This is a genomic window from Paenibacillus sedimenti (assembly GCF_014534655.1).
Taxonomy (GTDB): Bacteria; Bacillota; Bacilli; order Paenibacillales; family NBRC-103111; genus Paenibacillus_E; species Paenibacillus_E sedimenti.
In genome coordinates this window covers 544,335-570,120 of record NZ_JACVVD010000002.1, presented here as the reverse complement: position 1 = coordinate 570,120, position 25,786 = coordinate 544,335, and the positions used below count along the sequence as shown (strand labels likewise).

Genomic DNA, 25,786 nt, shown 5'->3' with positions numbered 1-25,786 from the left:
TGCTGAATCTGCCCGTTAAAGACAATAATTCTACTTTTCAATGGCTGTTAGCCGCTTAATCTCATATTCAATCTGACTGACGTCTATTCTCTGGAACAACACTTCCACTTGTGTTAGTTCTATACTTGCTTGGCTCTCAAAATAGCCCCAAGCAGGCTCATCCAAGCTAAGAAAACTTCGAATCTTCTTACAGGAAAAAGGTACAAACGGTTCCAGAAGAGTCGATAAATTAGCAATGATTTGAACACAGGTGTAGAGAATAGAGCCACAGAACTCTGCATCTTCTTTTATCTGTATCCAAGGTTTTTGTTCATCAAAGTATTTATTGCAGCTTCGAATGAATGCAAATACTGTCTCAAGCGCTTCTTTGAGTCTTCCCTTCTCGATCAAACTACCGCAAATGGTATACAATTCTTCGATTTGCAGTTTTATTTGTATTTCCATTACACCGTTAGGGACCCTTCCATCAAAAAATTTCTCAATAAACACCAAACTTCGATTCACAAAATTTCCATAAGCTCCAAGCAACTCTCCATTGTGGCTGTATATGAATTCTCTCCAGGAGAAATCTGTGTCTCGATTTTCAGGTCCGTTTGCGATTAAAAAATATCGTACAGAATCCGGTTCATACCTATCTAATATATAGGGAACCCATACTGCCCAGTTCCGGCTGGTTGAAAATTTCCTGCCTTCTAATGTAAGAAATTCGCCAGAGACAATTTGATCAGGCAGGTGCAAATTCCCTATACCGAGTAGGATTGCTGGCCATATCAACGTGTGAAATGGGACATTATCCTTACCATGAATGTAGTATGCTTTAACACCCTCTTTAATCCAAAACTTCTCCCATGATTCACCAGATTGTTTTGCCCACTGCTTACTAGCAGAAAGGTATCCGCTGACAGCTTCCACCCAGACGTATATCTTTTTTCCTTCAAAACCTGCCAATGGTACATCCACGCCCCAATCTAAATCCCGGGTAGCTGCCCTGTCCTGCAGCCCTTCTTCCAAATAACGCTTTGTCAGCCTAATAGCGTTCTCCCTCCAGCCGGTGGACTTTTCAACAAAGAATTCCAGCTCATTCTGAAATTTGGATAGCGCCAAGAAATAGTGGTCCGAAAATCGACAAGATGGTGTCTCGTTACATAACTTACATTTACGTTGATGGAGTTCCAAAGGATCCAATAAAGTCGAACAGGTATCGCATTGATCTCCTCTTGCCACACTTCCGCAGTGAGGACAGTTCCCTTCTACATAACGGTCTGGCAGAAAGCGTTCGCAGGCATTACAGTAGGTTTGTTCGACTGCTTTTTTATACAGGGCACCACTATCTATCAGCTGATTGAACAGCTCTTGTACCACTTCATGGTGGAAAGGGGCGTCAGTCCGAGTATATAGGTCATATGAAAATCCAATTTTTCGGAAACAATCAATAAATTCATTATGGTACCGGTCAGCAATCATCTTAGGGGATATACCCTCTTTGTTAGCTTGAATCGAAATAGGTGTACCATGGCAGTCACTCCCTGATACATATAGCACCTCTTCTCCTTTTATCCTAAAATATCGGGCAATTACGTCACCAGGTATCATACTTGCCACCCGCCCTAAGTGAAGTGATCCGTTTGCGTAAGGCCATGCCCCTCCGATAAAAATGCTCATTTCTAATTCCTCCTGAAAATAAATTTTGAAAACAAAAAAAGCCCCGTCCCCAAAAAGGACGAAAGCTTAAGCTCACGTGTTTCCACCTTAATTTACCGATCCCTCACGGTTACCGGCCTTCACAGGTACGTCACCAGATAAAGTGATTATACCCTGGCACGTTAACGGGTGCGCCCGGTGCAGCCTACTTCCTCCCAGGAGGGTTCAATGCACAGCTCTGAGACCATGTTCATCGGACGTTTCTTTACTCCTTTTCAGCTACCGGAGCTCTCTGTAAAAAAGAACAGAGTCCAACTACTCTTTCTCATCGTTGCTTCATTCCATATTCCTATTATAACCATTATAATTATTAATTCCCAAAAATCAATAAGTACTTGAAGAGCTGTTGTGGACCTGCTGCGCGTTGTTGATTGAATCTTAAGGTATGAAAATGAGATAGCAAGAATATTCAATTGTGAGTCCTGACAGGAGTAATTAAGAACAGTGTAGACAAACGTGCATCAGCAGGTAATATGACAATTGGACTTGCCTTCCCTGTAAACCTTAATCTGACGTACTCATTATCCATGCAACGAAGTATATCAATAAAAAACTTACCGTTCAGGGATATGATAAAATCCTCCCCTATCATTTCTGTTAAAGGAACTTCATCCTGAACATCTCCAATTTCCGCAGTTCTGGATAGCAAGTCTAATTTATGGGTAGTAGCAACTAGCCGTATTATACTTTCACCAGCTAATATAGCGACGCGTTCAACAGCATGTAATAAACTTGATGTCTCAACTGTTACTTCAGATAAATAAGATTGAGGGATTACATTTTGTATAGATGGATAAACTCCCTCAATGAGAGCAGACTGAACTTGCAGTTCATTTGTTATAAATCTTATTTGATTCGTACCCACTTCAATTTCTGTTATGTCATCTTCATCGCTTAACATTTTATGTACTTCAAATAGATTTCTGCCAGGTATAATGACATTTGTACTGGTGTTTGCGCTTTTTCCGATATGTAATGTTCGGGAGGCAAGACGAATTCCATCCGTAGCTACCAGGTTGAGTGAAGCACCATTGAACTCAAAAGAGACACCTGTTAATACGGGTCTAGTTTCGGACGTAGAAGCAGCAATTGCCACCTGTTTAATGGCTGACTTCAATAAAGCGTTATTGATTTGAATCTTATTAGAAGAATGATGATCTGAAAAATGAATTGACGGAAAATCCGCAGAGTCCATTCCACATAAACGAATTTGAGAATTCTCTGATGTAATCGTGAGAATCAGATTCTCATTCATTTCAAATGTTACTAATCCAGCATTAAGTTTACGAATGATCTCGTTAAAATAACGTGCTGGCACTACGATACCGCCAGTTCTTTGTACGGTCATAGAACTATTATCTTGGGGAATCCTATATTGTATTGTCATACTTGTATTACTTGCTGTAAAAATTAAACCATTGGCATTTGCCTGAATATTTATTCCTGCTAATATAGGCATTGGGCTATTCACTGATATAGCCTTTAACACATGTTGTAGAGCGTTAACAAGAGAATCTTTTGTTACATTGACTAGCAAAGACCTCACCTATCTTTCGAAAGTAAATGATTATGAATAATAAGATTCAATGATATTACGAATAACTTCCGAGCGAGATAATTTATGATCCGTACAATGCTTTTCTAATTTTCCCCACATCTCGTCCGATAAGGTTAGTGATACTTTCTTAGTTGCACCAATACTCTTTCTTCCTGCACCCTCCCGAAGACCACCTTTTGTAAATAAAAAGCCTAACTGACCTTCCTTATTTGATAAACCGACTTTGATATTATTTTTGCTCAATATCTTCGCCCCTTATATTGAATTTGGTAACCTTATTCAAAATGCGTTATTTTTATTTTATCATACTTGCTAGAGGCTGACACGGCAAATAATAATCAGAATATCTTATCCCTTTGCAGCTGTGCGGTCGTTGCCATCCACAAAAGTCAAAAGACGGCACTTTATCACACAAAAATGTGAAAGAGTGCCGTCTTTTATTAGTTATTCTGGATAAACCGGTGACCTGGCCGGAATAGTGATCCGGCATTGTTCAATGGTAGCTGATTTCATTCGGTCGGAAAGGGAAAGACTTTTCATAGATGCTGATTTCGTGGTCAGGCTTCATGCCGGCCTTCTCATAGAGGCGGTAGGCGCCCGAAGGGTTCGCGGCGTCGACGCCCAGCGAGACGAGCTGCTGCCCGGCGCGATAAGATGTCTCGAACACGCACTGCAGCAGCGCGAGCGCAAGACCGCGGCCACGGAACGGCCGGCGTACGCCGACCTGCTCGATAAAAAGCAGGTCTTCGCGCATGCGGCCGAGCGCAAAGCCAGCGACGACGCCTTTCGGGTCGCGGGCTATCAGCCACCATCGACCGTCGAAGGTAGGCAGCTGCGTCTTTTCGACCCATTTCTCGAAGGGAGGAACCGCGAAATCCCAGTGGTCGGCAAACGATTCTACATATGCATCATAGACGGCTTGTTCGTCGCGACCCTTCACAAACGGCTCGATTGCGAAGCCCTCAGGCAGCGCGGCCGCGGCCGGTTCGGCATCCAAACGGATTCCCATGCGCTTGAAGTACCGGACCGGAGCGAAGCCTTGAGCCTCCAGCAGGCGGACGGCATCTTCGCATAACGTCGGGATCATGCTTTGTAGGCGCTTCGAGACGCCGGATTCATTCCGAAGTGCCGCAGCGCGCGCTTCGAGCGCCGCGACGAGCGCCGAGCCGACGCCTCGACCGCGAGCAGTGGGCAGCACGCATCCACAGCTGAACAGCTTCTCTTCGCTGTCCTCCTCTAGGAAGGCGTATCCGATTAATACAGAGTCTGTGTCTTCAACGACCCAAACATTGTTCTCGAGATCGAAGCGTGACCACATGTCTAGGACGTCGTCGAGAACAATGTCGGGCGCGCCGAGGTCTTCGGTATCGCAGGCGGCCACTAGGTCGCAAACAGCTTGTGCGTCATCCATAAAGGGGCGGCGGATGCGGAAGGTCGTTTTCGTCATATAGGGTAATCTCCTTAGAGGGTAATCAATTACGTTTGGTTTGAGCTCTTGTTCTTCCTTAGCTGAACGATGTTGAAAGCATCTCCATCGTTAATCAAAATGAAAGCCAAATTCCATGGTTAGATGTGCTCTTGAACTTCATTTAAAGTATTGGTCAACAATATTGTTATCCTTTAAAATCAAAGACTTCATATTATCCTGACGGAGCATATTCAAAATCATCGGTTTACTATTTTTTTCGAATCCAGCATTCCACTCAAACATCTTCATGAAAATATTAATTGTTGGTGTATAGTTCGCTTTTTCAACCCCTAGTTTTTGCAAGATAAATCTTCTAATAATCCTAATTATTCTTAACGCATACGGGGTATCCAAGAAAATGATTAATTCGGCATTATGGAAGCTTTTGAAAACCCAATCATTGCTATGAGCACCTTCTATAATCCATCGGTTAGAACGGATTATATTGTCCAGGTACTCATCTCGTTCTTCGTCAGATCTTCTTATATCCTCAGATCTATGTCTTTTCCAAACCACGTTATCTAATTCATAATGCGGTATGCTGTACTTACGGGATAAATTTCTAGCAAGTGTGGTTTTTCCGCTTCCGACTGAGCCTATGATATGTATTTTGTTCGGAATATTCCCGTTCAGATTGATCCCCGCTTTTTGTGAATGTTGTTATTCTTTAATTCTGTAAAACAGCTTTGAAGATGCTAAATTAATCATTATATTTTTTTCCTGTGTAGGGGTCTTCAGCCATTAACTAACCTTGGTGTTAAATCAGTTAGTGGTATGTTATATCCAAGTTTCGCTAACTCCATCGAGTATTTACCTGGACCTGCCTCGTTGTCTACAATCTTACCTTTAGGAGGAAGGTTAGACTTAATAAAATGCCAATTATTCCTGCATTCAAGCGGTATATTCGTTACCTCTTCGTCGATTCTTCGATCGCGGTCTTCGCAACAGTCGGATGATAGTTAATGATTTTCACCAGCTGCTCCTGCATGTATGCTGGAGGATGCTTAAATCCGCTCTCCACCCAGTGGAATATAAGACCCAGCAACGCGTGGAGCGAATAGATCGTCAATAGCTCTTCATCGATGTCTTTATTCGTATAGACAAGCTCTTCCGTGGAAATCTTCTTCAGCGCGGTGAACATTTTCTCCCGGAGTGCCATCAGCATGTCGCTCTTCATGAACACGGTGTATATCTCGGAATGCTCATAAATATGCTTGAAAAGCATAACGGAATGCGCCTGCAGCTGATCGACGCGGAAGAACTCCATCTTCTCGTACGGCGCGCGGAAGGAGAGCAATAATTTCTCTATCAGGTCGGAAATAATATCGTCGATCAGCGCTTCCTTGCTTTCATAATTGGAGTAAAACGTCCCGCGGTTATAATTCGCAAGCTCCACGATTTCCGTAATGGATATCGCCGTGAACGGCTTGTCCTCCATTAGCGTCAGCAGCGCTTGCCTTAATGCCGCCCTGCTGCGGACGATACGGCGGTCCGTTTTTTTGCCATTGTCGGTCATGCCTGCTATTCCTTTCTTTAAGAATTATTGAACAAATTCAGTCAACTTGTTCGTTATCTGACAAACTCGCCACTTTTACTGATTGTAATTCCTTTCATCACTTCATTATACTCGAAGTAACGGATGTTCTCTATTGAACATTTGTTCATTATTTCTTCGGAACAGCCGGGATGGTTTGTTTACTGAAATTAAATTATTTATGAAAAACGATGGAGGGATTTCGTCATGAGATTATCCGAAAAAGTTGCCGTTGTCACTGGTGCCGCTTCAGGCATGGGTAGAGCAATCGCAGAATTGTACGCTGCAGAAGGGGCTAAAGTTGCCGTATCCGACCTTCGCATTGAAGCCGCGCAAGCCGTTGTGGACGGGATAACCGCCAAAGGCGGTACTGCTTTCGCGATTGCGGCTAACGTCTCTAAAGAAGAAGACGTCCAGTTGCTTATTGATACAACCGTCGAGAAATACGGCACGGTAGACATTCTCGTCAATAACGCCGGCATTATGGACAACTTCGTGCCAGCCGGAGACCTGACGGACGAGCTGTGGGACCGCGTCTTCGCAATCAATACAACGGGCCCGATGAGAACGATCCGCAAAGTTATTCCGATCTATCTGGAGAAACAAAGCGGCGTCATCGTCAACATCGCTTCCGCAGGTGGCTTGATGGGCTCCCGTGCTGGCGCGGCTTATACAGCTGCGAAGCATGCTGTCGTCGGCCTTACGAAGAACGTCGGTTTCCAATATGCGCCAAAAGGTATCCGCTGTAATGCCATTGCGCCAGGCGGCGTCAATACCAACATTGGCACATCCATCACGAGCCCGAACCCATTCGGTATGGAAAGAGCGATGGCTGGTATCAACCTCAACCCTCGCGCAGGCGAGCCGGAAGAGATCGCAAAAGTGGCGTTGTTCCTCGCCTCCGACGATGCAAGCTTCGTAAACGGCACTGTTGTAACGGCCGATGCTGGCTGGACCGCTTATTAAGATTAACAGATCTTGACACGAAACACTCAGTCAATCTTATTGGCTGGCAGTTTTTTTTCTGATACGTATTTGGAGTTGCTGATAGACAATGCTTCCCGTTACTTCAAAATTAGGAGCAGGTCGCCGCGGCGCCTGCTCCATTTCTCAGCGAATTAGACAAGTCCGGGGAGAGGTAAACTATCAACAATATAATGATGGTCTATGCTTTTCACCAAATTATTAAACTGTTATGGGGAAAATTGAATTCTATCGTTGATCGGGGGCAGTACCTTGAGGCCAATTTTATTGAGGTAGATCAGTCGCAGTTCAATCTCATCTATCAATTCACTAGAAATCTTCGATTCATGTTCGTCAAGCGAAGTAGGAATATTGCGAATAAACAGTAGTAATTCTGCTATTGGCAATTTCGAAACCTCTACAATGGACTGACCTTCTATCGTTATAACTAAACTCTCAGGGTTCAACTTGCTTCCATTACACTCCGGGCACTTGACTTGTCGGGAGAAAAAAACAATCGCCCTATGGTTTCCCTTGCTGGTCGTACCTGCATCACGCATATATCGCAAATCGAGAACACATCCACGATAAAACCCTTTCAATTGCTTATTTTTGTGAACATATGAAACAGGTTCCCTATCGTATCCGTAAAGCAAAATATCGGTAAACCTTTTATCCTGCTCGGCAAGTGGCCTCTCGAAGTCAATCCCGATCATCTTGGCCAATTCTTTGATCATCGTCACGGGTCCGCAATTAGTACCAGCCCATAAAAGCACGGCTCCATGTTTAAGTGACAGCTCGGGTGCAATCATACGACTGGGATCTATATCGCCGATGACAGCCCCGGTACCGTAACATACAGAGCAAGCCACATATGGACTGTTTCCTGAAAAATCCTGAGATGTCCAAGTCCTGTTGTTGTCCCTACTCTTTCCAATCCATGCATATAGCAATCTAAGATATTCCGACACTTCCGTAATTGTACCAACAAGGGCACCTGGTCTCTTTGCGTTAAACTTTTTATGGGGGAGTTTTATACTATCCATATTGATAACCCCTTTCATTGCTACACTTCAAGATAATCACAATTGATATATAATTCCCTATAATTCCCAATAATCCTTTTCTCTCAGAAGCATAAGATATTCAGACATTATGGTTAAGAAAATATACACTTTGTTACTAAATTAGATATCCAATTACATGAAATATACCACTTTGATGGAATGATACAAGTAAAAGGAGGTGATCTTATGAACATTATGGACGGAATGGATGCTGCCCGGTACACATCAGGAAACCCTGATAATAAAAGCAAGAAAAAACAAGCAAAAAAGGATGCCCAGACTATACAAGACCCGGTCTTGCGAAACTTAAATAACAAATAATCGGATCCCATAGATCTGAGGATTGATCATGAACGGAGTCCATAATAGCCTCGCCTACATGGATAAAACAGCAAGGCTGCCGATCGAAAAACCGGCAGCCTGCTTAATTTTATTATAGAGTTCTCGTTTCCCGCTAGCTTAGTACGTATTGAGTTAATTCTCCTAAATCATCAATAATTACATCGGCATCAACATCAGGAGATTTTGGATTATTTCGTTTCCAAACTGCTTTAATACCAACAGCTCGACTCGCTCTTATATCATTTTCAGGATGGTCTCCTACAAATATAGCTTCTTCTGCTTCCACTCCGAGTTTAGATAATGCCCGAATAAAAATTGCCGGGTCGGGCTTTCGTAATCCCTCCCACTCTGATATAAGAACCTCATCGAATAAATGACTAATACCCAGTGCTTTAAAATTATCAGATTGGAATTGTCCATAACCGTTAGAAACAAGTGCTATCCGTACTCCGTTGCTCTTTAGCTGAGTAAGCATATTCACCAAATTAGGAAACCCGATACAATGCTTTTGAAAGCAATTCAAATAATCACTTAAAAGGTCTGTCCATTCTACTCCCCGTATGGAGAACTCATCAATTAGCTGCTGATAAACCTTATCCTTCCAAACATATCCATGATTATCCAGCTCTATAAAACGTTGCACAAAAATATCTTTCTCAACTACTTGAAATTGGGAATACCGGTCGTACTGGTCACGAACAAATAAGGCAAGAGAAGTATCACGGTCCAATAACGTACCGTCTAAATCAAAGAGCACCGCTTGAATACTCAAATACTCAGCCCCTTCAATAAACGTCGTACTCATCAACTTTGTAACGAGATCTTGAAATCTCGCCACAGACAACCAAGGCGGTTACGGCAGCAGTAAGCTGCCTTTTTCTTTAAGCGTAAGCATATCGTTCGTCTTAATCATGCCGGGGGATAGTGTGTACAAGGTGTCCTTGATGTATAGGATCCGCTCTACGTTACGTTTGCTATCGAACCAGTTGTTGCCTGATTTGAGTCGATCCTCTTCGGTCATATGCGTGATTTTCCCTTTCAGATTGAAACCGTTTTGCAGATCGAGATTATACACGTAGGCGCCTTGGTAGCTGAATTGGCCGTAAGCCGGCATTCCGTTCAGGTCGGTCTTATTGCCCTCTACTTCCATGACCCTCACCGGGAAGGCTAGCAAATTGTTCTCCCTGGAGAACAGCAGTGCCTTATGATTATGCAGCAATTCGGACTCGGTGCCACGATCGCCGATCACTTCCTTGAACTTTTCCACCGGGCGCGAAACGTCGGTGACGTCGAACAGGGACACCTTCATGCCGAGATAGAAAGCTGCTGTCCGGTCCGGAACGCCCTGTCCGCCTTTGAGTGTCGTCTCGATCGTTTCTTTGCCGAAGCCGATCAGATGATTCTCGTCATACGGGTGCAAGTAGTCGCTATAGCCCGGAATTTTCAAAGCGCCCAAAATCTTCGGAGCAGACGGATTGCTCAGGTCCAGTACGAATAGCGGATCGACGTTTTTGAAAGTGACCATGTACGCGCGGCTGCCCATGAAGCGTGCCGAGTAAATACGCTCTCCCGGGGCGATGTCTTCCAATTTGCCGGTCTGCTGCATCGCCTCGTTAAGGATGTAGACGTTATTCTTGGATATATCTTTTTCGCCGGTTGCCCACATATTGCCCCTGGTCGTGGCAATCCGTAAATGTCCGTCATTCTCATCCATCGAGAATTGATTTAACACCGTTCCGGGCACTTCGCCTTGTGCGACATATTTGGCGGCGCCCTGATCGAGCTTAAATTTAAACACCGACGTGTTCGGCTCATATGTCGGATAAATAAGCTTACGATCGGCCGGGGCGCTTCCATCTTTATCCGTCAATGGCTCCCTTTGAACAGGCGCATATTTAGTGACAGCTACGAACAAGTTTTGGTTGGAAGCATACACATTATGTCCGGAGCCGAGATAGGCAGAGACATTCATGCCTTGCTCGATCTTGTTTAAATCAAGCCCGGCGACCAGCATGTAATTGCTTGCAACGGAATCAGGGAAATAGTAAATATTTTTGTAATCGATCGTTTGGAAGTCCTGTGATATTGCGGAATCTTTGTAAAACGGAACGTTCGGATTTGCACCTTGTCCTTGTTGGCCTTGATCGACCGGTGCCGATTCCAAATCGTTCTGCTTCATAAGATGGTACATGTCGACGTATTGGTTCGCAATCAAGTACAATGAGGAGCCGATTTTACGCGATGAGACGTAAGAGCCGTCGAGTTCCAGATCACGGACCAGCTTCGGGTTCGCTTTGTCGGCGATGTCGTACATGTAAGCTTTGACCGTTTGGCGGGAGTAGACGGGATAAATCATCCTTTTCTTCTCTAAGGCAGTATTAGGTTCAGCTGCAGTTGAAGACGATACAGAAGGAGCCGGCAGATGATCGTAGCGTTGGTTTGCATTACCGATTACGATCAAATGCTTATCATCAACGTACAGTTCGTTCGGGTTAAAATCTTTGTAATCCAGCGTGCTGACGAGCTTCATTTCGGTAGACGGATACGCCTTGGAAATGAGCACATTTTGCTGCTCTCGGTTTACATGGTAAATGTACGTGCCGTCGGTCTTGACGATATCGGCTTCGTCTACTCCGGCCACTTGCGTATTGGTAGAGGAATAGTCCGCCGTGGCTTTCGCTTCGGATTGCGCGGCTGCGCCAGACGCGCTTGGCGCTGCACTTTTATTCGTTACTTCTTCTTGAACCGATATTGCTCTGTCGGCTTTAGTCGCAAATGCATATATGGCACTTTGTGTACCCTGCGCTTTTTCAAGCAGCGCGCGAAGATTGTCCAACGAGCCGACCGTCGGGAGCGCCTGCAGGTGGTTGATGTTCACGGTGTAGGTTGCACGATCCCATGTTACGAGCATGTCGAATGATTCGCTGATAAATCGGGCCGGTACCATGGTGTAGCTGCCGACGAGACGCGGGGCCGTTTCCAGGGTGAAAAGCTGGCCGTTCTTCTGGGCGGACAGCGAACCAATCGCGAGCTGAACTCGTGTTGTGCCTTGCTTCATCTCGATCGTTTGATCCGGATGCCATTTTAGTTCGGCGCCAAGCGCTTCAGCGATACTGCGAAGAGGAACTAGGGTGACTCCGTCGACGAGGATGGGGGGACGTTCTACTTTCATCGGCTCGCCGAAAAGGGAGATATTTACAGCCAGCTCATTCTCATTCGATGCGGATGTACCGGTTATCGCGGTTCGCGGAAAAAAAGTGACCAACAGTACGGCGATGAGCAAAGCGGGAAGCCATTTTTTCAACGTACATTCCTCCTTAAAATTTTTCATCACCCTTATTTTCTTTATTCTAAGACGTGCTGCCTGTTTAGAATGTTGCAGGTGTTGCGGGGAATTCGGAAGGAGAATTGCCACGCTAGACTTACCATAAATCCCCACAAATAAAATGACTGCCAACTAAGCTGGCAGCCATTTTATTTTGTTAAACTTAAACCCTTAGTAAAGTGGGCCTTCATACGCTTGCATTAAAGTTTTTATGTCAATTTTATTCTTCGTTTGGAGCAAAGCATTCATAACTCTTTCTGATTTTTCCGGATCGGGGTCGCTTATCATCTCGGTTAGAGTGGCAGGAATAATTTGCCACGAAACGCCGTATTTATCTTTCAGCCAACCGCACACTTGAGCTTTTTCGTCTCCGCCTTCGGAGAGTTTTTCCCAATAATAATCCAATTCTTCTTGATCCTCACAATTGACGATAAATGAAATTGCCTCTGTGAATTTGAATTGCGGACCTCCATTTAATGCTACGAATTCTTGTCCTTCCAGTTGAAATTCCACGGTCATTACTGTTCCCTCTGGTATTCCGTGAATTTCATTCCTTTCTTTTCCATAGCGAGTGATTCTTCCAATCTTGGAATTTTTAAAAATAGAAGTGTAAAGCTTCGCCGCCTCTTCGGCTTGTGAATCGAACCACAAGTTTGGCGTGATTTTTTGGATTTTGCTCTTCACAAATTTCAACTCCTTATTTTTTATGTTCCAGCAAGAAAGTATTTCTGTAGCAAATATTAACATCAAAAATGAGTCTTGGTTTCTTATCGATTGCTATTTAATGTTGACCCTCCCATTTCACCTAGCTTCCCGCCAGGGCGGTCGTGCCTCCTACAAAGAAATCGCCCTGAATGCGAATATGTTCAAAAGGCAGCGTCGGATTGGCTATACGCCAGAGCATCCGGTCGGCTGCGCGATAGCCGGTCTCGCGAATTGGCAAAAGCGGCCGGGTGAAGAGCGGCAAAGCTTCGGATTGTTCGTTCAAAAATCCGACCACGGATACATCCTCAGGCACGCGCCACCCGAGTTCGCCGCATAAGTCGTAAACGGCTGAAACCTCGTGATCGATGCCGCAAATAATAGCGCTAGGCGCGTATTGCCGCATTTGCTCCTTTAGCTCCTCGCGCCACTGCGAAAGGCCGCTCCGTTCATGAATGGAGTGCATGGCGGGATCAATCTCAATACCGTGCAAGCTCATCGCATGGCAAAAAGCTTGCCAGCGCAAAATAAATCCCCGCTGCGCATGAGTATCGCCCACATACATAATGCGCTCATGTCCAAGACTGCGCAAGTAGGCGACCGATTGAAATGTGGCCTCGTAGACATCCCAGATCACGCTGTCAATCTTCACGCAGGGCGGAGGAAAGCTCAGCAAAATTCGCGGTACTTTCAGCTCGAATAAAGCGGGCTCCCACGCTTTGGGCATAATGCTCGGCGCGATAAAGACGCCGTCCGCATAGGCCATGCCGCTTTCTTCGATCCAATCGCGCATGTGCGCTTCTTTGATCGTTCGCGGAAGCATGAGCAGCTCAATCCGGTGTCCGAAAGTAATGAACCGGTCTTGAAGCCCCTGCAGAAAAAGGCGATTGTACGCCACGGACTCTGCGGTTTGCACCAGCAGAAAGCGCAGCCGCTCGTTCGGATATGGAGCGATGCGGTCCAGCCTCAGGCTGCGTATTTGATCCATTGTATAGTAGCCTAACTTCTCTGCGGTCTGCACAATTTGCTGGCGGGTCGCTTCGGACATGCCCGGCTTTCCCTTCAACGCTTTCGAAACGGTCTGAATCGTCAGACCCAGCTCTTTTGCAATCGTTTTCATTGTAACTCGCTTACGGGTAGGCACTGCGTATTTCACCTCCATGTACAGGAGAAAGATTCAGGTATATGTTGCTCATCATATCACTTTGGCTTTTTAAGTTAAACAAAAATTAAACTAGTTCCGCCATGCCAGAAATCTATAATAAAAAGCAACAGCATCCATTTAATTGAGGAGGAAGTTCGCCATGTCGATGGAAAATCAACAAACCGTTACGATCCCTTCGCAAAGCCTGCCTGTCAACCACACCCCGGATGTCGTCGTCGTTGGCGGAGGCGCAACGGGAATTGCGGCAGCTATTGCCGCAGCCCGGAACGGAGCCAGCACGCTGCTAATCGAGCAAAGAGGCTACCTCGGCGGGATGGGCACAGCCGCACTTGTACCTGCTTTTTGTCCGTATACGGACGGTGAAAAACCAGTCATTCGCGGTATTGGGCTTGATCTGCTCGAGAAGATGAAGCAAGCTGCCGGAGAGAAATTTTTGCAAAGTTATAAAGAGCAGCTGGACTGGGTTCCCATCGATGTGGAAACACTTAAGCGCGTTTACGACGCTGAGGTACTCGCTAGTGGAGCGAAGATCTTATTCCACACCGTAGCCGATCAAGTACTGCTGGATGGCGACCGCATCAGCGGGCTGGTCATCAGCAACAAATCCGGGCGCTCCGTAATCCAAGCCAAGCTGTACATCGACGCATCGGGCGATGCGGATTTGGCTGCGCTGGCCGGCGTTCCTTTCCAGGTCGGCGGCGAGCAGGGCGAGCTGCAGCCGGGCACGATGTGCTATGTCGTCACTGGGGCAGACAGAGCCCGCTTCGAGCAGTTTCTAGAGGAAACCGGCGAGCGCAACCAGCTGGAGAGAACGGTCATGGAAGCGCAGCGCAACGGGGATCTTCCGGAGGGGCGCAAACGGATTTCGGGCATGGCCTGGATTACCGATTCCGTCGTCGGTTTCAACTTTGGCCATGTATTTGGCATTGACGGCACGAAAGCGGAAGATTTGACCCGTGCCGCCATCGAGGGCCGCAAACTGATCGATACGCAGATGCGCTTTTTGCGTAAATATGTGCCGGGCTTTGAGCACATTCATCTCGTCCACTCCGGCGACCAGATCGGGATTCGCGAAACGCGCCGGATTCAGGGTGACTATACGCTGGTTGTCGAGGACTTCCTGTCGATGCGCAGCTTCGAGGACGATATTGCGCGGAATTCATACTTTATCGATATCCACCTTGCCAATGCCGGCAGCACGATGACGATCAAGCATCTGCCGAAAGGCAAATCGCATGGCGTCCCTTATCGCTGCATGCTTCCGCATGGCAAGTCCAATCTGATCGTGGCCGGACGATCCGTCTCTTCGGACCGCCCTGTGCAAGGATCGCTCCGCGTTATGCCGAACTGCTTCGCTATGGGCGAGGCGGCGGGCGTTGCGGCAGCGATGGCGAGCTTCGCACGCATCGGCTTCCGCGAGGTGCCGGTTCCTGAGCTTCAGCGCAAGTTGGTGGAGCAAGGGGCGTGGCTGGGCGAACGGCCGGGGCAAGCGGGTGCCGATCAGGCGGTAGCCGTGGGCGCCGTGACCTTCAATGACGAGTGCGAATAGCGGGGTGTCATCGAAATGAACGCTATCCCGTTCTTAATTCAGCTTGTAAATCAAACAGCCGGAACTCTGCAAATGATGCAGGGACCGGCTGTTTGCTATTATATGGGAGCATGTATATGCACTTATCCGGGTATCCAAAATGACGTCTGCGGCCTGATCGCTTCCAGTCCTCCTTCCACTTCCAGCACAATGGTGGTGGCGATCCGAAACCCATTGTAAAACCCCTAGGGCTGCGCCAAAGTGATGACGACATTTCCCTTTTTGTGACCCTTTTCCACGTAGCGGTGAGCCTCGGCAACCTGTTCCAATGGATATCGACGATCGATGACCGCTTTGATATTTCCAGACTCATAAAGCTCTTTAAGGAAGATCAGATTGGCTTGATTCTGCATGAGTCCCGCAGTCACAAAGATGGCTTTTTTGCCGCCGGGCACCGCAGTTCTTAACATGTGAAAGAGAAGGGACAATGAAGGGACCGTGGAAAGGTAGACGCCTCTTTGCGTGAGCGAGCCTTTACATTGTGCAAAGGACCGCTTACCCACCGCATCGAAAATGACGTCATAAGCCTGACCGGTTTTCGTAAAATCCTCCCGGGTATAATCAATGACCTTATCGGCTCCGTGCGACTTTACCAACTCTACATTTGCTGTACTGCATACTCCTGTGACTTCAGCACCCATGTATTTCGCTAGCTGTACCGAATAAATTCCCACCGCCCCGGAAGCGCCGTTAATCAGAACCTTTTGTCCACGCCGAAGCTTTGCTTGATCGCGAAGGAATGTCAAAGCAGTAAGTGCACCATCACAAACGGCGACGGCTTCTTCATAGGACATCGCGGCCGATTTGATCGCCAGCGGGATATCTTCAGGCAGACATTTGTACTCGGCATAAGCACCGAACGTCTTTGCACTAAGACCATAAACTTGGTCGCCTACTTGAAATCGCGTTACATGTTTGCCAACAGCTTCAATTTCGCCGGCCAACTCTGCACCCAGTATCGGGTATTTCGGCCTTCTTAGACCGTAAATAAGCTTGACCATGAATGGGTCACCTTTCCTAAAAGCACAGTCTGCCGGTCCAGTTGTAGCCGCATGTATTTTGATTCGGACTTCATGATCTTTGGGAATTGGCTTTTCTATCTCTTGGAGTCGAAAAACATCCGGTGAGCCGTATTTTGTGCATACGATCGCTCTCATAAGGGCCTCCCTTTTAACTCGTTGATCTATTTTCCAAAAGTCAAGTTTTATATACACAAAGTAACATAAACCAGTCACTGTGTCAAGTTTAAATGACATTTTACCAGATAATCACAACCCCCAGTAAGCATATCAACTGTTATGCTTCTGTGCCCAAATTCTAAATGGCTCGAGTTTACCAGAAGCATTTATATGATGGAAGGCAAGGCTCCGTTCTCTGCCATCCGTATTACTTTTTCGATCCAATGATTGATTGTGCTCATGACCATTCATTCCCCCCATTTGTATAACTAAACGATCCTTCGCGAAACCCTTTATTCTAGTAATACGTAATAAAATAATAACAAACATTTATTTCTGCCGGAAAAATAAAACTGAAAGAAGTGAAAAAAATATGAGAAAATTGATGCTGATATTACTAATGCTTTCAACCCTGATGTTAAGTGCGTGTTCTATTCTGGAGAAAGCAAATAACTCTTTAGAATATGTAAACCAAGCAACCGAACACATCAATCGTTTAAGTACTTTTGCAGAACAAGCACCGCAAATGATTAAAGATGCCGCTACGAATCCAGAAGCAAAGCAGAAGCTTGAAAATCAATTAAACGATTTTAAAAAGGAAATCGAACAATTTAATCTGATCAATGCCCCTTCGATTGCAAAGGATATTCATCAGCAATTGGTAGACAAAAATAAAGTATTGTTGCAAGAAATCAATAAAGTGGTGGAAAATGGACATTTGGCACTTGATAAACTTCAAAATTCACAAATCATCACTACAATTAATGATATAACTAGCTTAATCAATCGAATTAATAATTTAGGATTGTAAGTGATTCAAATGCCGGCTTGAAACAACTGGAAATCCCTTCAAAATACAAAACGCCGGGAGAACTGCCCCTAAGGACGGACTCTTTCGGCGTTTATCTTTTGAACTCGTTGTTATTTCCAGACGGCGTGCAGGATGCCTAGCACGATGAAAGACAGGATGTGGTCCCCAAATGCGATGGCAAACACTTTGCGAGACATAAGACCAAAGGCTGCGTTTTTCAAATAAACTAGTGTAACAATGAGTGCAACTACAAGCCCTACCACAAGTCCAGCCAAAAGACCGCTCGCTCCTGTACCTTGAATAAGAATCGCCATCAAGAACGAACTTAAGAATGCAACACCCGTGGATGCGACATATATGAGCGGATTGCTCATATGTCCTTCTTTGACATTGTTCAAGCGTGTCCAGCTGCCGCCAAACAACATCGGTGAAAAGTACAAAGCCCCAAATATCATATAAAAAATTGCCCCTACCAGCACCGCCCAGTAGTTGATCTCCGTTAAAGCTAACGTCACTATGCTTTCCCCTTTTCCATGAATCGTTATTTCGGTTCGATCGGCAGCGTAATCGCCGTAATCCGGCACTCGATGTCGAGTGTGCCTGCCTTTGGTGTAATTTGCACGAGCTCCACAGGATTACCAAGATACCGATAGCCGCTCCGAGGCAGCCAGAAGCTGTAAAGCTCCGAGTAGCATTCAATTAGCAGCTGGCGATTGTCGTACCCGACCGGCTCATCGAATTCGTATACGGCAAACTTGCCCCCTTGGAACGTCCCTGTCTCCATGTCGTTACCGACGGTCGTCCCCAGAGGTACCGTAACGCAGCAATCATACCGGCATTTGTCCGGCGGCGTGAGATATGGGTTGCTGCGTGGCACTCCCATCAGCCTGCTATGCTGCGATAGAAGATCCCTAGCTTCCGCCCAGCGGTAAATGCCCTCCCACGTTGGTATTATGTCTTGCGTATACGCCCCTAAGCGGTGCGAGAGAACGATGGCAGCTTCCGGAAATACCATCGTCCGTACTTTAGTGAGGTCGACCCACTGGAATCGAGTATAGCTTGTTTCCGGACTGGTTTCTTGCTCTTTCCTACTAAATTGTTTAGATTTCTTGCTATGTAAATAGCGCCTTGGAAATTTCTCGAGGTAAGCTCCCTCTCTCCAAGTCTTGGGACTATGCTGATACCGCTCAGTAAAAGCCGTTGTAAAATAAGATAAAGAAGAAAACCCGCACTGAAGTCCGATCTCCGTCACCGACAAATTCGGCTCATAGATCAAGTCATGCGCTGCCTTTTCAAGCCGTAACCGTTTCACGTAATCTGCCGGCGTTTCCCCTGCCATTTCCGTAAATAGTCTGTGAAAATGAGACTGCGAGTAAGTCGACAGCTTCGCCAAATACTCCAGCGACAACGTTTGATCCAAATGATGCTCGATATATTCCAAAACCTTGCTGATTCTCGTGCGCTGCTCTTGATCTAGACCCGCCAATTCGCATACCCCTAGCCATTGATGAATTTGTGCTCAGAATACCATAAAACGGACTGAAAAAAAATGCTACTAAAAAGCGATCAAGCCTAAAAAAAAGAAACCCGCAGGAGCAGCCAAGCTGTGGGTCCTAATTTAAATTGCTTAAGGGTAAATCGGCACGTTTGATCGTAACGATGGACACATAGGGGAACCTCTATATGTCAGATTCTTCAGAGAACGACAGACCTTTGGCGGCAAGAGCGCGACGGATCTGATCCAGCGCCTTTGGTCCCATGCCATGCAGCTTCAGGAGATCGGCTTCGGTAAGCTTGCTAAGCTGCTCAAGCCGCGAATATCCAGCGCCAGCAAGTGCCCGTTGTGCCGGCTTGGCTAGCCCGGGCGGAAGATCATTTTCGTCTATATTGTTTTTTGACATTGTGAGCTCACCTTTCATAATAAACCTTTTAAATTATTGCAGCATACTTCTTACGAACGATCCTCGTGGCTTCAACCATGTTCCGCAAGGAATCGACAGTTTCTTCGAATCCGCGCGTTTTAAGTCCGCAGTCCGGATTAATCCAGAATAGCTTAGGGTCCAGTACACGCAAGGCACGTTCAATCATACTCGTCATTTCCTCTACGAGCGGAATACGAGGACTATGGATATCGTATACGCCTAAACCGATGCCCAGTTTGTATGTGTTCAACTCGAAGCTATGAATCAGTTCACCATGACTGCGTGATGTCTCGATCGAGATTACGTCCGCATCCATCGCTTCGATCGAATGAATCATGTCGTGGAACTCGCAATAACACATATGTGTGTGAATTTGCGTTGTATCCTTTACCGTACAGGTCGCCATACGGAATGCTTTGATAGCCCACGATAAGTATTTTGCTTGTTCATCTTCCTTAAGCGGCAGCCCTTCACGAACTGCTGGTTCATCGACTTGTATCATGCCAATGCCCGCTCGTTCAAGCGCCTCCACTTCTTGTCTAAGCGCATAGGCCAACTGGTAGGCAATTTGTTCGCGCGGGATGTCCTCGCGGACGAACGACCAATTCATTATCGTAATCGGTCCGGTCAGCATCCCTTTAACGGGGCATTCGGTCCGCGACTGGGCATACTTTGTTTCTTCGACGGTCATCTCCCTCGTAAACGCTACATCCCCAAATATAATCGGCGGTTTCACGCAACGGGAACCGTACGACTGCACCCATCCGTTCTGCGTAAACGCAAAGCCGGCAAGCTTTTCACCAAAGAACTCGACCATGTCGGTTCGCTCAAACTCTCCGTGCACAAGAACATCCAGGCCGGTTTCCTCCTGCAGCTTGATCCAAATATCGATCTGTTCTCGGATAAAGTCAGCATACTGCTCATTGTTCCACTCAGCATTGCGCCACTGCTGCCGGGCTTTACGCACCTCTGCGGATTGCGGAAAGCTGCCGATTGTGGTCGTCGGAAAAATCGGCAATTGCCATTTCTTCTGTTGAACAATATGACGTTCGGAAAAAGGTCGGTTTCGTTCCAGGGGTTGATCACTGATGGCAGCGACGGCATGCTGAATGTCGCTGCGATTGCGCTCATCCGACTGTTTGAGCGCTTCAATGGCACGATCGTTTTTTTCCAACTCACCTACGATTCCGGCCCCGTCTCGAGTGATTGCATTCACAAGAAGTACAAGTTCGTCCAGCTTCTCATCTGCAAATGCAAGAGCATCCTTCAGTTCAGATGCAAGTTTCGTCTCCTGTTTTACTGTTACTGGAACATGAAGTAAACTGCACGATGATTGGACGACCAGACACTCAGGGCTTACAATTTTAACGAGTTCCTTCAGGAGTGCTATTTTCTCACGAAGCTGAGACTTCCAAATGCCACGGCCGTCTATGATACCTGCACCTAGAACTTTGTCCTTAGGAAATCCTTGCGCTCTGATCGACGATATATTACCTGAGAAACCGTGTACGAAATCAAGACCTATGCCTTTGACGGGCAGTGAGACTATGTCGTTATAGTGCTCAACCGATTCAAAGTAGGTTTGCAGCATTATGTTGATGCCCGGCACTGATGCGGCAAACGTTTCGTAAATTGTTTTCAGACGTTGCACATCATCCAAGCTTAACTTTGTTACAAGAATCGGTTCGTCGATCTGTACCCACGGGACCCCTTCATTTGAAAGCTCCTGAAGAATCTGCACATAAAGCGGGATCAATCGGTCGAGCCAGGCATCTGTCTCGGATGGGCTGTACCCTTTTGAGAGCTTTAGGAATGTCAACGGTCCGAGAATAACAGGCTTGCCTTCAATACCGAGCTTCTCCTTAGCTTCCCGGTAAGCGATCAAGGGTTTATTTTCGGTAAGCACCGGCGATGCCCCGTCCATTTCGGGTACAATATAGTGATAGTTGGTGTTAAACCACTTGGTCATTTCGCTTGCAGCAGCATCCTTCGTCCCTCGAGCGATTGCATAATAGACAGACAATGGTACAGCCCCGCCCTTATAAGAAAAGCGTTTAGGAATAATGCCGAACATAGCGGCTGTATCAAGCACATGATCGTAATAGCTGAAATCATTGACCGGGATGAAGGAGATGCCCTTCTCCTGCTGCTTGCGCAAATGATTCAGACGGATCACCTGCAACTGGCTGTGAAACTCTGATTCTTCGATTTTGCCTGACCAGAATGCCTCGAGCGCTCTCTTCCATTCTCGATCCGTACCAATACGCGGATAACCCAATATACTGCTTTTTATCATCTCGTAAACACCCCTGCGTAAAATTTATTGAACCATACGGTTGTTTACAAGAACGATATCATGTATTGCTGGATATAGCGTAACTGAATTAAACTATACCTAGTCATAGCCTATAGCTATAACAATAGTTTTTAAGTTATTACCTGCTTGAGAGCTTGAATATATGCGGCCCCTAGCTTGGAAAGCGGCACATTTTTATGAGAAATCCAACCTATATGTATGGTTTCATCACAATCCAAAGGGACTGGAATAATTTCATTGCCATTCAAATCGGCGCTTAGCACCCCTGTCGAGATGGTATACCCGTTCAAGCCAATCAGTAAATTAAAAAGCGTCGCCCGATCATTCACCCGAATGCTTTTCCTATGAGTCAACGTACTGAGAATCTCCTCTGAAAAATGGAAAGAATTATATTCACCTTGATCAAAGGAAAGATACGGATAATGCTGAAGCTGCTTGATTGTCACAATGGATTGCTTAGCCAGAGGGTTTCTAATACTAATGAAAATGTGCGGCTTCGCCGTAAATAAGCTGTTGAATTGCAAATTCGCATCTTTTAGTAATTTGTTGATGACCTTCCCGTTAAACTCATTCATATACAAGATCCCGATCTCGCTGCGTAAATTTTTGACATCCTCAATAATTTCGTAGGTTTTGGTCTCGCGTAATGCAAACTCATATTCATCTTGGCCGTATTCCCTAACCAGATTCACAAATGCATTCACTGCGAAAGCATAATGCTGAGTGGAAATCGAAAAATACTGAGGGGAGGGCTTAGCACCCCGATATCGGTTTTCCAATAATTCGGCCTGCTCGACTACCTGTCGCGCATAGCTTAGAAATTCAACCCCCTCCTTAGAAAGAGTTATCCCTTTATTGGATCTTTCAAAAATCATAATCTGCATTTCTAATTCAAGATCCCTTATCGCATTTGAAAGGCTAGGCTGAGAAATAAACAACCGCTTGGCAGCCTCATTAATGGAGCCCTGATTCGCCACCTCGATAACGTATTTTAATTGTTGTAGAGTCAATGGAATACTCCCCTTACATATTTACCTATGATTGGATTGCTCGTATTCTTCTTTACATTATACATTCAAAATGAGGCTTTTACGGCAATGTTATTACATATTTTAAGAATATAAAAAGGCATGGTGCGGTAGCAACATGCCTTAAACAATTTAGATATTAATCAAAATCGTATCTTTGCTCGAGAAAGGGATCGCCATATGCATCTCAAAGTGTCCATTTTTCCACTTTATTATCTCTAAAGGGTCCGTCATTCGCCCCTCAAGATACTCGAATTTTCATTCATCGGCTTAGCAACCATTGTAATTCCTATATTTAGTACATTTATTCGAAACTTTCCAATAATAGCTGCGTCTAATTGTATGGGTAAATATGGAATTACATTTATTATTTTCAAATTTGGAGGATTGATACCTTGATTTTACGTTTATGGTCAAAACGAATGACTCTATCCGCTGCAACCTTATCGGCGGCAGCAGTACTAATGCTTTCTACCGGAATGGCACCAAAAGTCCTAGCTACTGAAACTTCACAAAAAGTAGACCCAAAGATAATCCAAGTAATAGATCCCTTCTTTCCATTAGCGCTTGATGATCAAGGCAACGTTTGGTGCATGGCACATCATGCCATCTCTGTAAAGCCTGGATTTAATTCTACCCTTATGGTAAAGGCCAAAAACTTGGATAAGGTTACAAGTATTGTTGAAAAAGGAGGGATGACCCTCGCCTTGAAAGATGACGGAACAGTATGGACTGTGGAGCGCAATACCGGTACTGCACCATTAGACTTAAACGATCATATTTCTGCAGCACTCGGCGATCCAATCCCCCATTTGGAACATATCGTCAAAATAGACGTCTTAGGACATATAGGCATGGCCATCGATAAGAATGGGAAAGTATGGATTTTTGAAACGAGCCCTAACTGGGTAAGAAACAGTACTTCACTAAAATCGGAGCCAGTGCTTATCGATGGGCTGGATCACATTAAAGATATGTACATTTCCTATGAGACCACCTTCTTGAAAGACGACGGGTCCGTATGGACTATGGATTATCAAAAACAACTCACAACTACTGATGCCTCTCTTTACGACTTGATAAGATCGACCCCTCTGGTGCAGATGAAGGAATTGACCGACATTATTAGGCTCGACGACCATTTTGCATTAAAAAAGGATGGTACTGTTTGGACTTGGGGCCGCAGCATATTTGCTAAACCAAATGCCGATGCAACGGATAATGAAGTCCCTCCTTTCCCAATTGCCGGACTATCAGACGTAGTAAACTTCGACTATGGTGGTGAACATGCACTATTTGTGAAGAAAGACGGTAGTGTCTGGGGATTGGGATATTTCATTCAGAGTTGGGATGCATTGGGAAAGGCACCCGCAAAAGTTTGGCGAGATCTTTCACAGTTCAATGGATTGACGGATATCTCCTCAGTCTCTATTAGTACTTTAGCTTATGATTTAACAACTGAAGCGGCCATTAAAAAAGACGGGACATTATGGATATGGGGTTTAGATCAATTCACGAATTTCAATTCGAATCCTTTACAAGTCGAATTCAGAAAAGATTCAAAATAACTCAAATGACTAAGATGCACAAGAGGCTGTCTCTCAAGGGAAAATATCCCTTTTGAGACAGCCTCTTCGTCATTTCAATTTATTAGTCATGATGAAATTGCAACATGACTAACATAATTTTAACCCTAATCAAAATCGTAACGTTGCTCAGCCCAAGGATCACCATACATGTGATATCCGTTCCGCTCCCAGAAGCCCGGCTTATCCTTTGGCATCAGCTCAATGCCGCGCAGCCACTTTGCACTTTTCCAGAAATACAGATGAGGTACGACCATGCGCACCGGATAGCCGTGGTCCGGCGTCAGCAGTTGTCCGTTATGCTTGATGCCGAAGAACGACGTCTCGCGGAGGAAGTCCTCCAGCGGCAGGTTCGTCGTCCAGCCATGCTCCGCATGCAGCATCACGTGAGTGGCCTCCGGCTTCACTTGCACCTTGTTCATGATGTCCGCGACAGCGACGCCTTCCCATACATTGTCTAGCTTGGACCATGTGGTAACGCAGTGAATGTCGTTCGCGAACTCTTTGCGCGGGAGTACCATGAAGTCCTTGTACGAAATCGCAAACTCCTCTTCGACAAGCCCAAACACCCGCAAATCCCACTTGCTCATATCGTTATAATAAGGGACGGACCCGTAGTGAAGCACTGGCCAGCCTTGCGTTAGCGTTTGCCCGGGCGGAACACGGTCATTGTGTTCTTGCGGCTTTTGCCCAAATAACATGGGAAACCCTCCAGTTCTTAGAACTTAGTGGTCATTGCCAATATATGCTTCGTATTCAGCAGCCGTAAGCAAGCCTTCCAGAGCATCAGCGCCGGAGATTTCGACTTCTACCATCCAGCCTTCGCCGAATGGAGCGCTGTTCACAAGCTCAGGAGATCCTTCAAGCGCGCTGTTCACAGCGGTAACTTTACCGGATACCGGCGAGAAAATATCCGAAACCGTTTTTACCGATTCTACGCTGCCAATGCTGTCATCTGCGGTAACGGTTGAACCTTCTTTCGGAAGCTCAACAAATACAATGTCTCCCAACTGATCCTGGGCAAAATCCGTAATGCCTACGCGTACAACGGTATCCGACAGCTTCTCTACCCACTCATGTTCTTTGGTGTATAACAAATTGGCTTGTACTTGACTCATCGCTTCACGCCTCGCTTACCAGCAAATTTTGCTTTTAGCTTAATCTAATGGAAACCTGAAAGTCAAGGCGAGCGTTTGAAAATATTTCAAACTAACACTACGTGTTACATAATAAGCGTCTACAAAAGTTCAGGTTGACAATTTGCACCAATCTAGACACATAATAATACAGTGAAGGAAACTGAATATGAGCGAATGATGATGCAGGGAGAGACCGCAGAACAGCGCGGCGCCGAAGGAGTAAGCCCTTACAGTGGTGAATCTCTCAGGCAAAAGGACCTGTATCGGACGCAACTCTGGAGAGCTTCGGTGCACCGTTAACGGTGAAACCGAACACCCAAGGGGAAACTTGCAGGCCGCGTGGGCGCTGGCGAGGTAACTCTCAGGTACAAAGGACAGGGCAAAAAGTATGT

At 45.9% G+C, this 25,786-nt stretch carries 25 protein-coding genes, 2 riboswitches and 1 other annotated feature; of the genes, 6 read left to right on the top strand and 19 right to left on the bottom strand.

What is annotated here, in order from left to right; all coding sequences use genetic code 11:
• Nucleotides 1–30 precede the first annotated feature (30 nt).
• From metG to ICC18_RS07250, 6 genes are all read right to left on the bottom strand, one after another.
• Complete coding sequence (gene metG / locus ICC18_RS07275) at nt 31–1,662, bottom strand: methionine--tRNA ligase (protein ID WP_188173695.1); 1,632 nt, start codon at nt 1,660–1,662, stop codon at nt 31–33.
• Between the two features lie 51 nt (nt 1,663–1,713).
• Nucleotides 1,714–1,982 (bottom strand) — a binding site (T-box leader).
• Between the two features lie 128 nt (nt 1,983–2,110).
• On the bottom strand, nt 2,111–3,238 hold the full coding sequence (gene dnaN / locus ICC18_RS07270) for a DNA polymerase III subunit beta (protein ID WP_188173694.1): 1,128 nt from the start codon (nt 3,236–3,238) through the stop codon (nt 2,111–2,113).
• A 30-nt stretch (nt 3,239–3,268) separates the two neighbouring features.
• Nucleotides 3,269–3,502, bottom strand: coding sequence for a ribbon-helix-helix domain-containing protein (locus ICC18_RS07265; protein ID WP_188173693.1), 234 nt, complete (start codon nt 3,500–3,502; stop codon nt 3,269–3,271).
• A gap of 250 nt (nt 3,503–3,752) precedes the next feature.
• The gene (locus ICC18_RS07260; protein ID WP_188173692.1) at nt 3,753–4,706 is read right to left on the bottom strand and encodes a GNAT family N-acetyltransferase; all 954 of its coding nucleotides are present in this window, start codon (nt 4,704–4,706) and stop codon (nt 3,753–3,755) included.
• Between the two features lie 138 nt (nt 4,707–4,844).
• Nucleotides 4,845–5,360, bottom strand: a complete 516-nt coding sequence (locus ICC18_RS07255; RefSeq protein WP_188173982.1) for an AAA family ATPase — start codon at nt 5,358–5,360, stop codon at nt 4,845–4,847.
• Between the two features lie 274 nt (nt 5,361–5,634).
• Nucleotides 5,635–6,243, bottom strand: coding sequence for a TetR/AcrR family transcriptional regulator (locus tag ICC18_RS07250; protein WP_188173691.1), 609 nt, complete (start codon nt 6,241–6,243; stop codon nt 5,635–5,637).
• A gap of 225 nt (nt 6,244–6,468) precedes the next feature.
• Between ICC18_RS07250 and ICC18_RS07245 the strand changes: the two genes are divergently transcribed.
• Nucleotides 6,469–7,227, top strand: coding sequence for an SDR family oxidoreductase (locus tag ICC18_RS07245; protein WP_188173690.1), 759 nt, complete (start codon nt 6,469–6,471; stop codon nt 7,225–7,227).
• A 227-nt stretch (nt 7,228–7,454) separates the two neighbouring features.
• On the opposite strand, the gene ICC18_RS07240 is transcribed toward ICC18_RS07245, so the two are convergent.
• Nucleotides 7,455–8,270, bottom strand: a complete 816-nt coding sequence (locus tag ICC18_RS07240; protein WP_188173689.1) for an excinuclease ABC subunit UvrA — start codon at nt 8,268–8,270, stop codon at nt 7,455–7,457.
• Nucleotides 8,271–8,477: 207 nt separating this feature from the next.
• Here ICC18_RS07240 and ICC18_RS34265 point away from each other — a divergent pair, with 207 nt between their 5' ends.
• On the top strand, nt 8,478–8,612 hold the full coding sequence (locus tag ICC18_RS34265) for a hypothetical protein (protein ID WP_262495841.1): 135 nt from the start codon (nt 8,478–8,480) through the stop codon (nt 8,610–8,612).
• A gap of 133 nt (nt 8,613–8,745) precedes the next feature.
• Here the strand turns inward: ICC18_RS34265 and ICC18_RS07235 are convergent, their stop codons facing one another.
• The 4 genes from ICC18_RS07235 to ICC18_RS07220 all read right to left on the bottom strand — a co-directional run bounded on the left by ICC18_RS07235 (nt 8,746) and on the right by ICC18_RS07220 (nt 13,804).
• The gene (locus ICC18_RS07235) at nt 8,746–9,405 is read right to left on the bottom strand and encodes an HAD family hydrolase (protein WP_188173688.1); all 660 of its coding nucleotides are present in this window, start codon (nt 9,403–9,405) and stop codon (nt 8,746–8,748) included.
• Between the two features lie 81 nt (nt 9,406–9,486).
• A complete protein-coding gene (locus tag ICC18_RS07230) occupies nt 9,487–11,937 on the bottom strand; it encodes a beta-propeller domain-containing protein (protein ID WP_223192378.1) in 2,451 nt (816 codons plus the stop codon).
• Nucleotides 11,938–12,129: 192 nt separating this feature from the next.
• On the bottom strand, nt 12,130–12,642 hold the full coding sequence (locus ICC18_RS07225) for a VOC family protein (RefSeq protein ID WP_188173686.1): 513 nt from the start codon (nt 12,640–12,642) through the stop codon (nt 12,130–12,132).
• A 121-nt stretch (nt 12,643–12,763) separates the two neighbouring features.
• Nucleotides 12,764–13,804, bottom strand: coding sequence for a LacI family DNA-binding transcriptional regulator (locus ICC18_RS07220; RefSeq protein ID WP_188173685.1), 1,041 nt, complete (start codon nt 13,802–13,804; stop codon nt 12,764–12,766).
• A gap of 166 nt (nt 13,805–13,970) precedes the next feature.
• On the opposite strand from ICC18_RS07220, the gene ICC18_RS07215 reads away from it, so the two are divergent.
• Together ICC18_RS07215 and ICC18_RS07210 are read left to right on the top strand one after the other, a co-directional pair.
• Nucleotides 13,971–15,374, top strand: a complete 1,404-nt coding sequence (locus tag ICC18_RS07215; RefSeq protein ID WP_188173981.1) for an FAD-dependent oxidoreductase — start codon at nt 13,971–13,973, stop codon at nt 15,372–15,374.
• A gap of 15 nt (nt 15,375–15,389) precedes the next feature.
• A complete protein-coding gene (locus tag ICC18_RS07210; protein WP_188173684.1) occupies nt 15,390–15,593 on the top strand; it encodes a hypothetical protein in 204 nt (67 codons plus the stop codon).
• Between the two features lie 5 nt (nt 15,594–15,598).
• Here the strand turns inward: ICC18_RS07210 and ICC18_RS07205 are convergent, their stop codons facing one another.
• Nucleotides 15,599–16,570, bottom strand: a complete 972-nt coding sequence (locus tag ICC18_RS07205) for an NAD(P)-dependent alcohol dehydrogenase (RefSeq protein ID WP_188173683.1) — start codon at nt 16,568–16,570, stop codon at nt 15,599–15,601.
• Between the two features lie 394 nt (nt 16,571–16,964).
• Here ICC18_RS07205 and ICC18_RS07200 point away from each other — a divergent pair, with 394 nt between their 5' ends.
• Nucleotides 16,965–17,402 (top strand): DUF6376 family protein, encoded by a 438-nt coding sequence (locus ICC18_RS07200; protein ID WP_188173682.1) that lies wholly within the window; start codon nt 16,965–16,967, stop codon nt 17,400–17,402.
• 110 nt (nt 17,403–17,512) lie between these two features.
• Here ICC18_RS07200 and ICC18_RS07195 read toward each other — a convergent pair whose 3' ends face one another.
• The 5 genes from ICC18_RS07195 to ICC18_RS07175 all read right to left on the bottom strand — a co-directional run bounded on the left by ICC18_RS07195 (nt 17,513) and on the right by ICC18_RS07175 (nt 22,651).
• Entirely contained in the window at nt 17,513–17,917 is a 405-nt protein-coding gene (locus tag ICC18_RS07195) for a DUF1761 domain-containing protein (RefSeq protein ID WP_188173681.1), read from the bottom strand.
• A 26-nt stretch (nt 17,918–17,943) separates the two neighbouring features.
• Nucleotides 17,944–18,888: an AraC family transcriptional regulator gene (locus ICC18_RS07190; RefSeq protein ID WP_188173680.1), complete on the bottom strand. Its 945-nt coding sequence runs from the start codon at nt 18,886–18,888 to the stop codon at nt 17,944–17,946.
• A gap of 193 nt (nt 18,889–19,081) precedes the next feature.
• Complete coding sequence (locus ICC18_RS07185) at nt 19,082–19,303, bottom strand: DNA-directed RNA polymerase subunit alpha C-terminal domain-containing protein (protein ID WP_188173679.1); 222 nt, start codon at nt 19,301–19,303, stop codon at nt 19,082–19,084.
• 28 nt (nt 19,304–19,331) lie between these two features.
• Nucleotides 19,332–21,620, bottom strand: a complete 2,289-nt coding sequence (gene metE, locus ICC18_RS07180; RefSeq protein ID WP_188173678.1) for a 5-methyltetrahydropteroyltriglutamate--homocysteine S-methyltransferase — start codon at nt 21,618–21,620, stop codon at nt 19,332–19,334.
• Between the two features lie 131 nt (nt 21,621–21,751).
• A complete protein-coding gene (locus ICC18_RS07175; RefSeq protein WP_188173677.1) occupies nt 21,752–22,651 on the bottom strand; it encodes a LysR family transcriptional regulator in 900 nt (299 codons plus the stop codon).
• 413 nt (nt 22,652–23,064) lie between these two features.
• Here ICC18_RS07175 and ICC18_RS07170 point away from each other — a divergent pair, with 413 nt between their 5' ends.
• On the top strand, nt 23,065–24,237 hold the full coding sequence (locus ICC18_RS07170; RefSeq protein ID WP_188173676.1) for an RCC1 domain-containing protein: 1,173 nt from the start codon (nt 23,065–23,067) through the stop codon (nt 24,235–24,237).
• 125 nt (nt 24,238–24,362) lie between these two features.
• Here ICC18_RS07170 and ICC18_RS07165 read toward each other — a convergent pair whose 3' ends face one another.
• Both ICC18_RS07165 and gcvH read right to left on the bottom strand, forming a co-directional pair.
• Nucleotides 24,363–24,956 carry a sulfite oxidase-like oxidoreductase gene (locus tag ICC18_RS07165; RefSeq protein WP_188173675.1) on the bottom strand — a complete coding sequence of 198 codons (594 nt, stop codon included), beginning with the start codon at nt 24,954–24,956 and terminating at the stop codon, nt 24,363–24,365.
• A 24-nt stretch (nt 24,957–24,980) separates the two neighbouring features.
• Nucleotides 24,981–25,373 carry a glycine cleavage system protein GcvH gene (gene gcvH, locus ICC18_RS07160; RefSeq protein WP_188173674.1) on the bottom strand — a complete coding sequence of 131 codons (393 nt, stop codon included), beginning with the start codon at nt 25,371–25,373 and terminating at the stop codon, nt 24,981–24,983.
• A 195-nt stretch (nt 25,374–25,568) separates the two neighbouring features.
• Nucleotides 25,569–25,664, top strand: a riboswitch (glycine riboswitch).
• Between the two features lie 3 nt (nt 25,665–25,667).
• Nucleotides 25,668–25,774: riboswitch (glycine riboswitch) on the top strand.
• The last annotated feature ends 12 nt before the right edge of the window (nt 25,775–25,786 follow it).

What these genes read in the sequence shown, in the direction of transcription:
- ICC18_RS07215 (WP_188173981.1), top strand. Translation starts at nt 13,971, where the DNA reads ATGGAAAATCAACAAACCGTTACGATCCCTTCGCAAAGCCTGCCTGTC.
- ICC18_RS07205 (WP_188173683.1), bottom strand. Translation starts at nt 16,570, where the DNA reads ATGAGAGCGATCGTATGCACAAAATACGGCTCACCGGATGTTTTTCGA.
- ICC18_RS07210 (WP_188173684.1), top strand. Translation starts at nt 15,390, where the DNA reads ATGAACGCTATCCCGTTCTTAATTCAGCTTGTAAATCAAACAGCCGGA.
- metE (WP_188173678.1), bottom strand. Translation starts at nt 21,620, where the DNA reads ATGATAAAAAGCAGTATATTGGGTTATCCGCGTATTGGTACGGATCGA.
- ICC18_RS07240 (WP_188173689.1), bottom strand. Translation starts at nt 8,270, where the DNA reads ATGGATAGTATAAAACTCCCCCATAAAAAGTTTAACGCAAAGAGACCA.
- ICC18_RS07250 (WP_188173691.1), bottom strand. Translation starts at nt 6,243, where the DNA reads ATGACCGACAATGGCAAAAAAACGGACCGCCGTATCGTCCGCAGCAGG.
- ICC18_RS07200 (WP_188173682.1), top strand. Translation starts at nt 16,965, where the DNA reads ATGAGAAAATTGATGCTGATATTACTAATGCTTTCAACCCTGATGTTA.
- ICC18_RS07165 (WP_188173675.1), bottom strand. Translation starts at nt 24,956, where the DNA reads ATGTTATTTGGGCAAAAGCCGCAAGAACACAATGACCGTGTTCCGCCC.
- ICC18_RS34265 (WP_262495841.1), top strand. Translation starts at nt 8,478, where the DNA reads ATGAACATTATGGACGGAATGGATGCTGCCCGGTACACATCAGGAAAC.
- ICC18_RS07260 (WP_188173692.1), bottom strand. Translation starts at nt 4,706, where the DNA reads ATGACGAAAACGACCTTCCGCATCCGCCGCCCCTTTATGGATGACGCA.
- gcvH (WP_188173674.1), bottom strand. Translation starts at nt 25,373, where the DNA reads ATGAGTCAAGTACAAGCCAATTTGTTATACACCAAAGAACATGAGTGG.
- metG (WP_188173695.1), bottom strand. Translation starts at nt 1,662, where the DNA reads ATGAGCATTTTTATCGGAGGGGCATGGCCTTACGCAAACGGATCACTT.
- ICC18_RS07245 (WP_188173690.1), top strand. Translation starts at nt 6,469, where the DNA reads ATGAGATTATCCGAAAAAGTTGCCGTTGTCACTGGTGCCGCTTCAGGC.
- ICC18_RS07185 (WP_188173679.1), bottom strand. Translation starts at nt 19,303, where the DNA reads ATGTCAAAAAACAATATAGACGAAAATGATCTTCCGCCCGGGCTAGCC.